This window comes from Sedimenticola sp., assembly GCF_050289425.1.
GTDB lineage: Bacteria > Pseudomonadota > Gammaproteobacteria > Chromatiales > Chromatiaceae > Sedimenticola.
Map to the genome: position 1 here is coordinate 36,504 of NZ_JBNKFS010000014.1, position 13,944 is coordinate 50,447.

The 13,944-nt window shown below is 54.3% G+C and carries 9 protein-coding genes; 1 reads left to right on the forward strand and 8 read right to left on the reverse strand.

What is annotated here, in order from left to right; translation table 11 throughout:
* Positions 1-157 precede the first annotated feature (157 nt).
* From ACQY5R_RS11190 to ACQY5R_RS11205, 4 genes are all read right to left on the reverse strand, one after another.
* Positions 158-4,792 (reverse strand): retention module-containing protein, encoded by a 4,635-nt coding sequence (locus tag ACQY5R_RS11190; protein WP_428608276.1) that lies wholly within the window; start codon positions 4,790-4,792, stop codon positions 158-160.
* Positions 4,793-5,016: 224 nt separating this feature from the next.
* A complete protein-coding gene (locus ACQY5R_RS11195; RefSeq protein ID WP_428608278.1) occupies positions 5,017-5,673 on the reverse strand; it encodes a LuxR C-terminal-related transcriptional regulator in 657 nt (218 codons plus the stop codon).
* Positions 5,663-7,045: an HlyD family type I secretion periplasmic adaptor subunit gene (locus tag ACQY5R_RS11200; protein WP_428608280.1), complete on the reverse strand. Its 1,383-nt coding sequence runs from the start codon at positions 7,043-7,045 to the stop codon at positions 5,663-5,665. The genes ACQY5R_RS11195 and ACQY5R_RS11200 overlap by 11 nt, the downstream gene beginning before the upstream one ends.
* 36 nt (positions 7,046-7,081) lie before the next feature.
* A complete protein-coding gene (locus ACQY5R_RS11205) occupies positions 7,082-9,259 on the reverse strand; it encodes a type I secretion system permease/ATPase (protein WP_428608282.1) in 2,178 nt (725 codons plus the stop codon).
* Between the two features lie 107 nt (positions 9,260-9,366).
* Here ACQY5R_RS11205 and ACQY5R_RS11210 point away from each other — a divergent pair, with 107 nt between their 5' ends.
* Positions 9,367-9,708, forward strand: coding sequence for a tryptophan synthase subunit beta like protein (locus ACQY5R_RS11210; RefSeq protein WP_428608285.1), 342 nt, complete (start codon positions 9,367-9,369; stop codon positions 9,706-9,708).
* Positions 9,709-9,935: 227 nt separating this feature from the next.
* Here ACQY5R_RS11210 and ACQY5R_RS11215 read toward each other — a convergent pair whose 3' ends face one another.
* The 4 genes from ACQY5R_RS11215 to hscA form a co-directional block, all read right to left on the reverse strand.
* Positions 9,936-11,174 carry a DUF1015 domain-containing protein gene (locus ACQY5R_RS11215; RefSeq protein ID WP_428608287.1) on the reverse strand — a complete coding sequence of 413 codons (1,239 nt, stop codon included), beginning with the start codon at positions 11,172-11,174 and terminating at the stop codon, positions 9,936-9,938.
* 291 nt (positions 11,175-11,465) lie between these two features.
* Complete coding sequence (gene iscX / locus ACQY5R_RS11220) at positions 11,466-11,660, reverse strand: Fe-S cluster assembly protein IscX (protein ID WP_428608427.1); 195 nt, start codon at positions 11,658-11,660, stop codon at positions 11,466-11,468.
* A gap of 20 nt (positions 11,661-11,680) precedes the next feature.
* Entirely contained in the window at positions 11,681-12,019 is a 339-nt protein-coding gene (gene fdx / locus ACQY5R_RS11225) for an ISC system 2Fe-2S type ferredoxin (RefSeq protein ID WP_428608290.1), read from the reverse strand.
* A gap of 24 nt (positions 12,020-12,043) precedes the next feature.
* Positions 12,044-13,915, reverse strand: a complete 1,872-nt coding sequence (gene hscA, locus ACQY5R_RS11230; RefSeq protein ID WP_428608292.1) for a Fe-S protein assembly chaperone HscA — start codon at positions 13,913-13,915, stop codon at positions 12,044-12,046.
* Positions 13,916-13,944 lie beyond the last annotated feature (29 nt).

Sequence of the window (13,944 nt, forward strand, 5' to 3'; positions counted from 1 at the left end):
GTTAACAAGAATTTGTTACTTTGCTGTTACTTCGCCGGATAAAATCGGTAAAAAAATCAAATTCACAATTAAAGCACCCCCTCACATCGGCTTGATGGAGGGGGCATTTACCTAATGATGGTGATCAAGGACGGGGGATCCGTCTCACTTATCCCCCTCAGATGATGACGTTGACATGATCCTCGATTAACAGGGTTACGGTATCCCCTGCATCCTTATACTCGGCAAACATATGCCCATCCTGGGTGACGATATTTCCGGTGGCCTGCCAATCCGAGCTCAGGCTGACGCTGTCCGTATCCCCACCCAGTATCTCAAGCAAGTTATTACCGCCATTTATGTCCAGCACATCCGCAACGTCCAGATTCGACAGAGTATGACTCCCGGAAGTCAGGTCAATCTGTTCAATATTTTGCAGCGTACCGCTCGAGACGGCGCTGAAATCCAGACTGTCGTTATCCGGGATGAGCAGTGTATCTGTACCGACTCCACCATCAATAAGAGTGTCTGCCGAGTCATAGACCAGAACATCATCGCCGGCACCCGCTGAGATCGCATCAGCACCTGCATTTCCATCTATATAATCATCCAGATTGGTACCCACCAGAATATCGTTTGCATCGGTACCATCAACGCTGTTGTAACCGCCGATATTGATAGTCAAGGTTCCTGCCGATGAATCGCCATCTTGATCGGTAATGGTGTAGTCGAATGTTTCATTAAGGGTCTGCCCCTCCAGCAGGGTATCCTTGACATCCCGATCCACCACAAAGGTATAGCTGCCGTCCGAGTTAACCGTCAGGGTACCGTAATCGCTGGTGGTATCACCCCATACCACGCCGGCTACCGAACCATCCGCACCCACCTGGTCACAAACATTTCCGCTCGCGGTAGGCAATGGGTCGGTAGAAACAATGCTACCCATAATTTCAAACGGATTGGTGCTGTTTTCATCGGTATAGATAGTCGAGACAATATCACCGTTACTATCCCGGAAACCGTCAAGACTGACCTCGTACTCCTGCCCACCGATAGTGACGGTCACCGCCTGTGACGGTAAGGTGATGATGTCGCGAGGATCTGCACCACCATTGTCCGTCTCATTATGATCGACCAGTACATCGAACTGAACCGGCGACACATAACCGTTGATCACTACATCCATGCTCAGCGTTAGCGTGACTTGCTGTAAAATCGATGAGTTGCTGTAAATAGGCCAGTTCAAATGGGAAAATTCGGCAATTTTGAAACTGTTTCCTGCCTGTATTGCCGACCCCGTCGAACTGGTGAAATCGACATTATCCACCAAGGTGTAACCGGATTGGCCACTACCTGAACCCGGGGTACCCCAGGTAATCTGATCAATCAACGGATCGCCGTCATTGTCGGTTTGGGTGACCTGATTGGTGCCGTTAAGGAAAACAGGATCGACCCAGCCAACGGCCAGATTCTGGATAGTGATACTGTCCACACCAACCGGAATATTAGTGATGGCGTCACAGACCATGGGGGAATCATCTTCTACCACCACAGTCAGCGTATTATTACTGGTCAGATTGCCATCGCTAACCTGCACGCCAATACCGATAGTCAACGTATCCTCGACACCTGTGCCAGAATGATCAAGCGGCCCCGAAAGGGTGACGGTATAGTTTCCGGCTGAATCAACCGTTGCCCGCAAGACTTCACTCCCATTCGCTGTGCCGATCAGCGGATTGGCAGCACTGCCATCCCCCGCCCAACTGAGCGCCACGCCATTTGAATAAAGCGTTGCGACCGGTGCGGTTAGGGTAACACTGAGTACATCCCCATCCACATCGTCTATAGCGAGTTGCCCGCTGAACACCGTGTCATCGGTTGTATCGGTGGTACCCAGTGTGTCGGCAACACCTCCGGTCAAACCCTCTTCGGAGAGGTGGATAGTAGCAGACCCGACTTGCGGTGCATCATTCACCGGTGTAACAGAAACCGTTACCGTGTTGGGCACCGGATCATACAATCCGGAGCTGTCACGCACGCTAAAATCATACTGCGCATAGTTGCTGCCATTGCCATCCGCGTCTGGCGTAAACAAAAGGAAGCCACTGGAAATATCCGCGGCACTGATCACTTGCCCAATGGATACCGCGACACCGTCCAGAGTCAATTCACCCTGCGCCGGTAAGCTATCAATCCTTACGTCAGTCGGATCGGCGGGATCGCCATCCTCTTGGTCATGCATCTGGAAGTTGGCCAGTGAGAATGTATAAGGTACATCTTCAGCGGTGGTGACCAGCTCATCCTGCCCAAGGGGTAATCCGGTCGTACTCAACAGGATATCAAACGTCTGCGTTGTGGCCGTCGGATCACCATCGACATCAATGCCGGTCACGCCCAATTGAATTGTCTGCTCAATTAAGGCTGTTTCACCGGTAATGCTGCTTGGGCCGATTCGGTAACTGCTACCGGCAGCAGCTTCAAATTCAAGCCTGCTGAACTCACCACCCGTTAAGTCACTCGAACTGATATTTAACGGAATGTCGGTATTACCGGCTCCGGCACCGTCTAGCGTTCCGGACCCTATTTCAGTCCCATCGCTGTCAAATGCCCGCCAGATGACTGTTTCACCGCTGGATAGTCCATCCACGTTAAATGAAATAGCGGTCATCGTATTGTCGAACGTCAGCGACAGCTGCTCATCATCATTAATCCAGTTATTGGCCACTCCAAAGTAACCATTATTGGTATTCACGGTTGAAGCTAAGCCGGAAGCTGTACCTTCGACTTCAACCGAGAAAATATTATTGCTATCACTCCAGAGATAGACATTCGGCGTGTTACCGGCCGTCAGAGAGCCAAACGTGGTGGCGGTATAACTTGTCAAATCCAGGGTAGCCAACATGGTCACTTCGTATTGGCCCGTAGCCACATCCGGGACAACACTGAACACCTCGGTGTCATCTGTCGCCACCGCCACCAGTGAGCCCGGTGTTGCCCCATCCTGATAACTCAGCTTCATGCCTTGATAGGTGAGATAGGTAGTCACTGGGGTACCATTTTCACCTACATGCGTCGCGGTAATATATCCGTCGCCATCCACCGAGACGCCGGAAATATCAATCCGTGCCAAAGAGCCATCATCGGCTCCCAGGTTCACGCCCAGATCACCCGTTGCGGTCTCGCCGACAGACACCGGCACCGCGGTATCGGTAGTGGGACCATCAAAGATCGGGCTATCATCTTCCACGGTGACGTTCAACGTAGTAGTGCCCGCTGCACCTTGATCATCGGTCACCTTTACGGTGACATCAAAGTCCAATACATCTTCGACGCCCGTCAACGCATGATCCAGGGGGCCGGACAGCGTCACGGTATAAGCGCCCAGGTTATCGATAACTATACGAATGACCTCATTACCATCCGCCGTACCGATCAGCACGGACGTGTCATCACCCGCCCAGACAATCGATTTACCATTTGAACTGAGCGTGTCAACAGGCGCATTCAAGGTCACGGTGAAGTTGCTGCTGTCTGCGTCCGTGATTGTGACATTGCCACTGACAATGCGCTGATCTGTGGTATCCGTAGAGCCTGAGGAATCGGCATTGGCGCCGGAGAGCCCCTCTTCCGACAACACTACGGCAGAAGGCGAAGGAACCGGCGCGTCATTCACCGCGACGATGGTCAGATTGACCGTGGCGGTATCCGTGCCACCCTGGCCATCGCTGATGGTGTAGGTGAAGCTGTCGCTGGTGGTCTCGCTACCGTCATGGGTGTAGCTGAAGGTACCGTCTGAGTTGACCGTGACCGTGCCGTTGGCCGGCTGGGTAAAGCTGGTCACCGTCAACGGGTTGCCTTCGGCATCGGTGTCGTTGGCCAGGACGCTGGTGGCACCGCCGGTCAGGACGGTGATGGTGCTGCCTTCGTTGCCGCTGGCTGCATCGTTCACGGCGTCCGGGGCGTCATTGACCGGTGTCACCACCGGCGTGTCACTGCCCGTGCCAAATAGAGTCGGGTCGCTGTCCTGGGTAACGGTCAGATCAATCGGATCGAGCGCTCCGCCCTCGTTGACCTGATTAACCCCCGCCGGGGTCAGAACAACCTGACCACCTACCAATGCATAGTGCCCATTGATATTGGTGCCTGGGGTGAAGCTCACCGTGACGGCATCACCTTCTGCATCAGAGGTGACATAGTTGCCCGCCGTATCACCCGCCGCAACCTCATCGCCTTCGGTAAAATCAACAGCCGTAACAGAAATGGTCGGTGCCGTGTCAACCGGAGACCCGCTGGTTGTACTCCCGGTAGTGGCGACACCCGCGCCCTGATCTGTTGGTGAATCCTGTCCACCTTGGTTCAAACCGCTGGTTTCAAAACCACTTTCCGGCGTGGTTTCAGCACCGGTCCGCTCAACCGACACCTGCCCCTGATTCCCGTCACCGGTAGCTTCTCCGGCTCCCGCAGCAGTCGCATCCAGAACCTGAGTCGGGTCAGCACCGGCCAGAATCGCCTGTTGAATGGCATCAATAGTAGTGGCACGATCGCTAATCTCCTGCGCCACCGCAGGATCATACACCTCATCATTCAACAGCGTTTCGCTACCCCCGCCCATGCTGAGATTAGTACCATCACGCAATTCAATCACGACACCGGCATGACTGCTGGTAACGACCACGTCATCCGCATAAACGGTATCCCCAAGCTGCAGAACCCGTTCAATACCGCTACTGTCAACAGCGGTAACCTGTCCGGTGATCAGTTTCACGTAGCCTATGGCACTGCCTTGGTTCGGAGCGGTGATTGAATCAGCCATAATTTCCTCTTCGAGTTATACGCTGGCGCTAAAAAGATGGACCCAGCATGGGTAGCTTGAGAGAAAGCTTGAACTATAGCGGGCTTGATTTCTATTGGACCCTGGTACTAGGCGCCGGCAATTAACCAGAACACTCGAACTAAAGCCCCCGACCTCATCCCATTGGGGTCGAGGCACTCTAAGGTGCCGTGAAATTCATTTGGCCTATCAGGAAAAACGGAGAGTTAGACACCGTGTCCATTCGCCAACAAGGCGAGCTGAAGACGGTTTTTGGTACCTGACTTTTGGAAAATGTTGCCCAGGTGTGCCTTTACGGTACGTTCGGTAATACCCAATTCGTAGGCGATCAACTTATTGCTTTGACCATTTGCAACCCGCTGGGCAATCTCCTGCTCGCGTGCAGTCAACTCCGCCAATCGATCCGACTGCGACGGTTCCTGCTCTGTTTCTGCCGGCGCACCTACCGCCACCCCCTTTATCAGGTGCTGGATAACTTCTTGCCCCAACCAAACCTCACCGGACTGTATCAAACTGGTGGATTGGCTTAACGTGCTGGGATGCATCCAACAGTTTCCATAGCCATGCACGCCTGCGCATGCCATCGCCACTCCCTGGGTGGGGTTTGGTTTAGTAGTCATCGAGAAGATTCTTATCGACGGATACCGTACAAGAAGAGCAGAGACCACCTCGATGGCATCCATCCCGAGCATATCCAGGTCCAGGATTACCAGTTGGTCACGACTCTCTTTCAGGCTTTGTTTCAACTGATTCAGGTCCGCAACCGACTCTATTGCAATTTGAGACTCGCTGAGGCCATTGAGCCAATGATCCGCCACCTGTTTATTGTTACTGCATAACAGAATCATTTTACTACCGCTCACGTAATGCCCGCTCCTTAGCACGAAGTACCGGTTTCAACAGGTAACTGAGAACCGTCTTCTTTCCGGTTAAAATATCCACCTCGGCTTGCATACCAGGAATAATATTAAGTGGTTTGCTTTCACTCCCCAACTGATTGTGCTCTGTTCTCACCCGAACCAGATAAAAACTTTTTCCTTCATCATCCTTGATGGTATCGGCACTGATATGCTCCAGCCTGCCTTCCAATCCACCGAATATGGCAAAATCGAAAGCGCTGAACTTAACCACAGTCTTCTGACCCGGGCGTAAAAAACCGATATCTTCTGGACGAATCCGCGCCTCCACCAGCAAACTATCTTCTAGCGGTACGATTTCCACCAGTTCCATACCCGGCTGAATGACCCCCCCCACCGTGTTGACCATCAGCTGTTTTATGGTGCCTTTGACAGGTGAGCGCACGGCAGTGCGTTTCACTCGATCTTCCAGTGCCACACTGGATGCCGTCAGGCCAGACATCTCCGCATTGACATCATTCCACTCTTCCCGCGCCTTGCTCTTGAAACGAAGATCCAGCTCTTCCAGTTTCCGGCGGGATTCATCGAGTGTTGACTGGATACGCGGAATGGACAACGCAGTAGATTCAAGTTCTCCCGCCAATTCGTTGACCTCGCGCTCAAGTCGCAGCACCTCCACCTGAGAGATAGCACCCGCCTTTACCAACGGCTTGGTCATATTCAACTCACGCTGCACTAGTGCCAGACTGCGTTTGAGTTGACTCTTTTTTGCCGCCAGCTCTTCTAACTCCTGCTTACGCTGCGCAGTCTGTTCCTCAAGGATACTGCGATTGTTGTCCAGTTCAGAACGCCTCGCCTTGTACAGGCTCTGCTCTAACTGAGCGAGGTGCGGACTCTCTTCTAACACCTCCGGTGGCGGCACATACTCACTCAACTCCGCCTCAGCCTGAAGGCGTGCCGCCTTGGCCTTGAGCGCCAGATACTGCGTGCGAGTTTCACGTAGCGATGCCGCGAAACGGGTGTCGTCTATCTGCAACAGTATCTGCCCTTTTTCCACCGTCTGGCCTTCAGATACGAGCAATCCCCCCACAATGCCGCCTTCAAGATTCTGCACGATCTGAACTTGGCTGGAGGGTATGACCTGCCCCGTCCCCTTGGTCACCTCATCCAGTTCAGCCCAATCGGCCCAGACAACCGCCGCCAGGACAAACAACACCGCAATCCATAAGATGAGGCGCCCGCCTTTGGGAGTCCGGATTAACTGGGCCGCAGCCACATCGGTCATATACTCCATATCATCAGCATGACGCTGATGATTAGAGGTGACATTGCGCATGACCGGTACCAGGCGGACGGAACTGTTCTGTTGTTCACTCATGATTCAAAACAATCTTTCTGTTTCTCATTACGTTGATCATTGATCGCCACGCAGTGCCCCTTCTCGCAGCGACTGCAGCACCTGGTCCTTCGGACCGTCCGCCATAACGCGACCGCCATCCAGGACGATTAGCCGGTCGACCAACTGCAGCAAGGAGGCACGGTGCGTCACCAACACCATGGTTTTGTCTTTCACATAATCAACCAGGTTACGTTTCAAGCGATCCTCGGAGGTATGATCCATGGAGTTGGTGGGTTCATCCATCAAGAGGAAGGGGGGATCATTCACCAGGGCACGGGCTATGGCGATACTCTGTCGCTGACCGCCAGACAGGTTGTCACCGCGTTCACCGACCTGCAGATCGAATCCCAGAGGATGGCGATTGACGAATTCGGACGTCCCTGACAAATCAGCCACACGCAAAATATCCGCATCATCGGCATGTGGGGCACCCATCAGAATATTCTCTTTTACCGAGCCGAAAAACAGCATGATATCCTGCGGTACATAACCCATATTCCTTCGCAGGTCAGCCGGATCGATCTGTCGCATGTCGGTACCGTCAATGCGCACGGCGCCTTCCGTCGGCTCAAACAGACCCTGCATCAGTTTCTCAATAGTTGTCTTACCGGAACCGACTCTACCGATGATCGCCACATGCTCACCGGGACGGATAACAAACGAGACACTGTTGAGCGCCCGGTTCTCTTCACCCGAATATTGGAAACTGACATTGTCGAATTCAACACCCCCTGCCAGGCTGGGCCGGCTGACAAAAGAGTGCCCTTCCGGACGTTCAACCGGCATCGCCATAATGTCGTTGAGACTGTGCAGGGCGGTTTTCGCCTGAAAATACCGTACGGCCAGGTTGGCGTATTGACTCATTGGTCCCAACGCACGCCCCGTCAACATCACTGAAGCGATCAAACCGCCCATGCTGAGCTCACCCTCTGTCACCAGGTAAACGCCCGTTATCACCACGGCAACCTGGGCAAACTGCTGAAAGAACACGGCCACATTGACGGCCGACGAGGAGATCAAACGCGAGCGCACACCCCATTGGGCGATATGTGCCGTCAATTGCTCCCATTTACGCTGAATGGCACTCTCGGCGCCCAGGTGTTTGATCGTCTCTATACCGGTCAAGGTTTCGATCAGGGTTGCCCCTTTCTGCGCACTGGCACGAAACGAGCTCTCCACCGCTTTACGCAGGGGAACCTGGATCAGCCAACCGTAGATCACCACCACCGGTATGATGATCAGCGGGACCAGGACCACCGGGCCACCGATAAACCAGATAACAAACAGGAAAAAGATAATGAACGGCAGATCCACCAATGTGGTAATGGTCGCCGAGGTGATGAAGTCACGAATACTTTCAAACTCACGCAGGTTATTGGCAAAAGCACCGACAGAAGGGGGACGGGCATTCATCTTCATCCCCATAACCTGCTCAAAGATTCGCGCAGACAGCAGTACGTCGGCTTTTTTCCCTGCCAGATCGATGAAATAACCCCGCAACAGACGCATCAGGAAATCGAACGCGTAAACCACCGATACGCCGATAGCCAACACCCAGAGGGTCTCCACCGCATTATTCGGCACCACCCTGTCATACACATTCATCACGAACAGCGGGCTTGCCAACGCAAAAAGATTGATCAGGAAAGAAGCCACCAGGACATCACGATAGATGCGCCAGGAGCTGGACAAGGTACCCCAGAACCAGTGTCTGGCACGCAGTTTGAGCACCTCCGGCGCCCGCTCATCGAACTGATGCTGGGCCTGAATAAAAATCGCATAACCGCTATATTCAGCCTCCAACTCAGCCAGTGGCAACTGTTTCTCACCCAGACCACTCTCGGGCTGGATCACCTTTGCCATACCCGCATCGACATCTACCGAAACCAGGATACAGACCTGACGCTGCTTCATCAGCAGGAGCGCTGGCAGTACATAATCGGAGATACGCGTCAGCGCGCGCTTCACCACCCGGGATGAGAGTCCTGCACGGGCGGCAGCACGAGGAAATAACTCTGGCGTTAGGCAATTATCTTCCAAAGGCAGCCCCGCGCTGAGGGACTCGGCGGAAAAACTTCTGCCGGAAAGTTTGGCGACGATGACAAGCGCAGCCAGAAGGGGATCGTCATGGGTAGACCCATCACGAGGGTGACTCCAGGTGCTGTCTAATTGTGCCTCTGCTGAAACGTTCATCTTGTTAAATCAAGTTCCTGTCGATTTTTTTTGCCCAGTATACTAACTTGTCAGTTACCCAACGTGGATCGTATCCATACCATTTTCTTGACAGTGAAAATAACACCATGCCTTTTGCTCAACGCGACAAACAGGGCCGGATCATTGCACTATTCAGTGAACCCCGGGCCGAGGCCCAGGAAGAGATCCCGGCCAGTGACGAAGCCGTGCTGGCATTTCTCCTCTCTGGCAATGCAGACCGGCAAGAGACCAAGAGCTATCTGTCGCAGACTGACGACGAGATGATCCGGGTTGTTGAGGATGTGATTGACCTGTTAATCAAGAAGAACCTCATCCTACTCACCGACCTGCCAGACGCCGCGCAACGAAAACTGATTATGCGCAAGCGGCTGCGGGCCAAATTCTTACTGGATGACACCGTTTTGGTCGAGGATGACCATATCCTCTAAGAGCAATCCACTGCCGTAACCACCCAGTATCTGATACAGGGTAGCGGCACGATTATGAGAATATGAAGAGCTTTGAGTGATAATTATCAGTCACGACGGGGGGGGCTGCGGCCAAGCAAATCCTGGCCGCTATACAGGCAGCGCCCCGATTCAGGATGAATCACACCTCAAAGGCCTATCCGGATAATCCAGCAAGGGGAGTGTCTGTTCAAGCTATTCGGTAAGAACTAAAGTAGATGACTAATCAACCCATCCGCCAGCTTCGGCTCAAACCAGGTGGATTTGGGCGGCATGATCTGCCCGGCATCCGATACCGCCATCAGGGCCGTCATCGAGGTGGGATAGAGAGCGAAAGCGACAGCCCAGTCGCCACTGTCCACCCGCTGTTCCAAGGCTTTCAGCCCGCGGATACCACCGACAAAATCAATTCGGCTGTCGGTCCGCTGATCAATAATACCGAGCATCGGGTCGAGCAATTCGTTAGCCAGCAAACTCACATCAAGGCTCGCTACCGGGTCGGTGGAAGGAATGCGCTGAGGTGCCAGCACCAATCGATACCAACATCCCTCCAGGTACATGCCAAACTGCCCGGTCTGTTCCGGTTTAACCGGCTGATCCACCGCCTCGACCTTAAAACGCTCGCTCACCGCCTGCAAAAATTGCTGGCCGGTCATGCCATTCAAGTCTTTTACCACCCGGTTATAGTCCAGGATTCGGGTCTGCTTATGCGGGAAAATTACCGATAAAAAGTAGTTATACGGCTCTTCCCCGGTGTGTTGTGGATTCGCTGCCCGACGCTCAGCCGCCACGCGTGACGCCGCTGCAGAACGGTGATGACCATCCGCTACATACAGCGCCGGCAACTGTTCAAACAAGAGCGTCAGGGCGGTGATACGGGTCTTGTCTGACAATACCCATATCTGGTGGCGTACCCCGTCACTGCCTGTTACATCCATTGCGGCATCACCCTCGGCAGCGTTGCTCAGCAGGTCATCAATTCGATCATCACTGGGGTAAACCAGGAATACCGGACCGGTCTGCGCATTCAGTGCCGAAACCTGATTGACGCGGTCCTGCTCCTTGGTCAGGCGGGTCAACTCATGGCGTTTGATACGGCCATTGTCATAGGCCTCGACAGAAGCCACGGCCACCACACCCAGTTGCGTATGGGACCCCATGGTGAGTCGGTAAATGTAGTAACTGTCACTACTATCTTCAACCAGCACCCCTTCTCGACGCATGGTAGCGAGGTTCTCAGCCGCCTTGGCATAGACTTCGGGGGCATAAGGATCCACCGAGAGAGGCAGATCGACCTCAGAGCGGGATATATGCAGGAAACTCCAGGGCCGATCTTTGACCATCTCCCGGGCCTCGGTACCACTCATGACGTCGTATGGCGGCGCGGCGACTTCCTCCGCCCGGCCAGCTGCCGGCCGCAGTCCAGGAAATGCTCTGATCAGTGACATATCGGTCCTCGAAGGGTGTGCCGGGAACGGCGGGGTTAATCTGCCCGCATTGTTCCAAAGCGCGGATGCCCTGTCCAGATAGTGATCCTTATTGTGACATTAGTATCTGTTTCGACGGACGGGAACATCGTCCCGGCGTCAATCCATTCGTCCAGGCGCCGCAAGGGCACCAGGTGACGTGACACATCCGTTATACCGGGCGGCACAAAGCGGGGGGATTATCTTGATAATGCGGTGATGCGGGTGTCGATTTAAGAATCCAAGCACCCGGTCCAGGGAGCGATACAGCGTCTATTCGCGTTCTTCTATCCAGGCCATTTGAATGGCTTCCAGGATCCGCTCACCCGTGTGTTTCGGGTCATCCTCAAAGTCAGGCAGCGCCGTCACCCAGTTGTTCAGATCCACAAAATTGACATGCCGGGGATCAACATCCGGATAGGTTTCGTCCAGCTCGATCGCGATATCGAGAGAATCGGTCCATTTCAAGCCCATAGTCTGTTCGCCCCTCAATGATTTTCTGAAACCATATTGATGGTATATTTCGGTATCTCAATCACCAAATCCTCATCACCCACCAGCGCCTGGCAACTAAGACGTGATTCCGGTTCCAACCCCCACGCCTTGTCCAACAGATCCTCTTCCACCTCGTCCGCTTCACCCAGGGAATCGAATCCTTCCCGAACGATGACATGGCAAGTGGTGCAGGCACAGGACTTTTCACAGGCGTGCTCAATCTCTATACCATGCTGATTGGCCGCATCACAAATAGAGACACCGGGCTCCACATCAATCACCGCCCCTTCGGGGCAGATCTCTTCATGTGGAAGAAAAATAAGTTGAGTCATGATCAATCCTAATGGCTTCTGCTGCTATTCAAAATCATCGACGCGATGGCCGGACATGGCCTTGCGTACACTGACGTTCATACGTCTTTCGACATAAAACTCGCAGGTTTTCTCCAGTGCTTCCACCGCCGCTTTGATGGCGGCCTGATCGCCATCTCGGGTAATTTGTGTCAGCGCCTGCAACGCCGATTCCACACGCCCCCGCTCTTCCACATCCAACAACTCATCGCCATCGTCGCTAAGTGCCGCGGTCAATGCCTCGATTACCCGTTCGGCCTCGACCTGCTGTTCGCGCAGCTTGCGCGCCTCCATATCCTCTTGGGCGTGGTCAATGGATTCACGCAACATGGATTCGATCTCACTGTCGGTCAGGCCGTAGGAAGGCTTCACCTCCACGCTTGCCTTGACGCCGCTGCTCTGCTCCTGCGCCTCTACACTGAGCAGACCATCGGCATCCACCGAAAAAGTCACCCGTATCCGCGCGGCACCCGCTACCATCGGCGGTATGCCGCGCAATTCGAAACGCGCCAGGGAACGATTATCGACAACCAGCTCACGCTCGCCCTGCAAGACATGCACGGCCATAGCCGTCTGGCCATCCTTGAAGGTGGTGAACTCCTGCGCCCGCGCCACCGGGATAGTGGTGTTGCGTGGAATAAGCTTTTCCACCAACCCGCCCATGGTTTCGATACCGAGCGAGAGCGGATTCACATCCAGCAGCAGCATCTCGTTGTCCGACTTATTGCCGACCAGAATATCCGCCTGGATGGCGGCGCCAATGGCGACCACACGGTCCGGATCGATATCCACGAGCGGATCGGTGCGGAAAAATTCACCCACCAACTCCCGCACCCGGGGTACCCGGGTGGAGCCGCCCACCATGACGACATCCTCGATATCCTCCTGCGTCAATCCGGCATCGCGTAACGCACGGCGGCAAGGTGCCAGGGTTTTGCGTATCAACGGATCGACAAGCGTATTGAACTGTTCGCGGCTCAATTCGCCCTGCCAGACCGTACCGTTCGCCAGGGAAACAGAGATAGCGGCACTATCGGCTTCGCTCAACGCCTCTTTGGCTTGGCAAGCAACCTGCATCAATTGCCGAAGGATGGCGTGATCGGCATCCCGGTCGATACCGGCTTCGGACATGATCCACTCGGCGATCGCATGATCTAGATCATCCCCTCCCAAGGCGGAGTCGCCGCCGGTGGAGAGGACTTCAAACACACCTTTGTTGAGGCGCAGGATAGAGATATCGAAGGTTCCGCCACCCAGATCATAGATGGCATGAACACCATCCGAACCGGTATCCAGGCCATATGCCACAGCGGCGGCTGTCGGCTCGTTCAACAGTCGCAACACCTTGAGGCCGGCAATGGTTGCCGCATCTTTGGTGGCCTGCCGCTGGGCATCGTCAAAATAGGCCGGAACGGTGATCACGATGCCTTCCAACTCACCGCCCAATGAACGCTCCGCCCGTTTGACCAGACTCTTGAGGATTTCGGAGGAGACTTCTACGGAGCTGACATCACCGCGTGCGGTCTGGATCCGGGGCACGGCGGCCTCGGTATCATGAAACCGATAGGGCAGTTTGTTACCGAGCGATTTGATATCGGCCAGTCCCCGTCCGATCAACCGCTTAACGGAAACAATGGTGTTCAACGGATCCTTGGCGGCCATCGCTTTAGCTTGACGGCCCACTTCGATACCTTCTGTGGAATAGCGCACGACCGACGGCAACAGATGCTCACCGTCGTCATCCGGCAGGGTCACGGCCTTGCCGCTACGCACCGCGGCAACCAGTGAATTGGTGGTACCCAGGTCGATCCCGACAGCCAACCTGTGTTGATGCGGCGCGGCGGATTGTCCGGGTTCAGAAAGTTGTAGTAAGGCCATAATCCAGGAAATCCTCTATTGATCGCTGA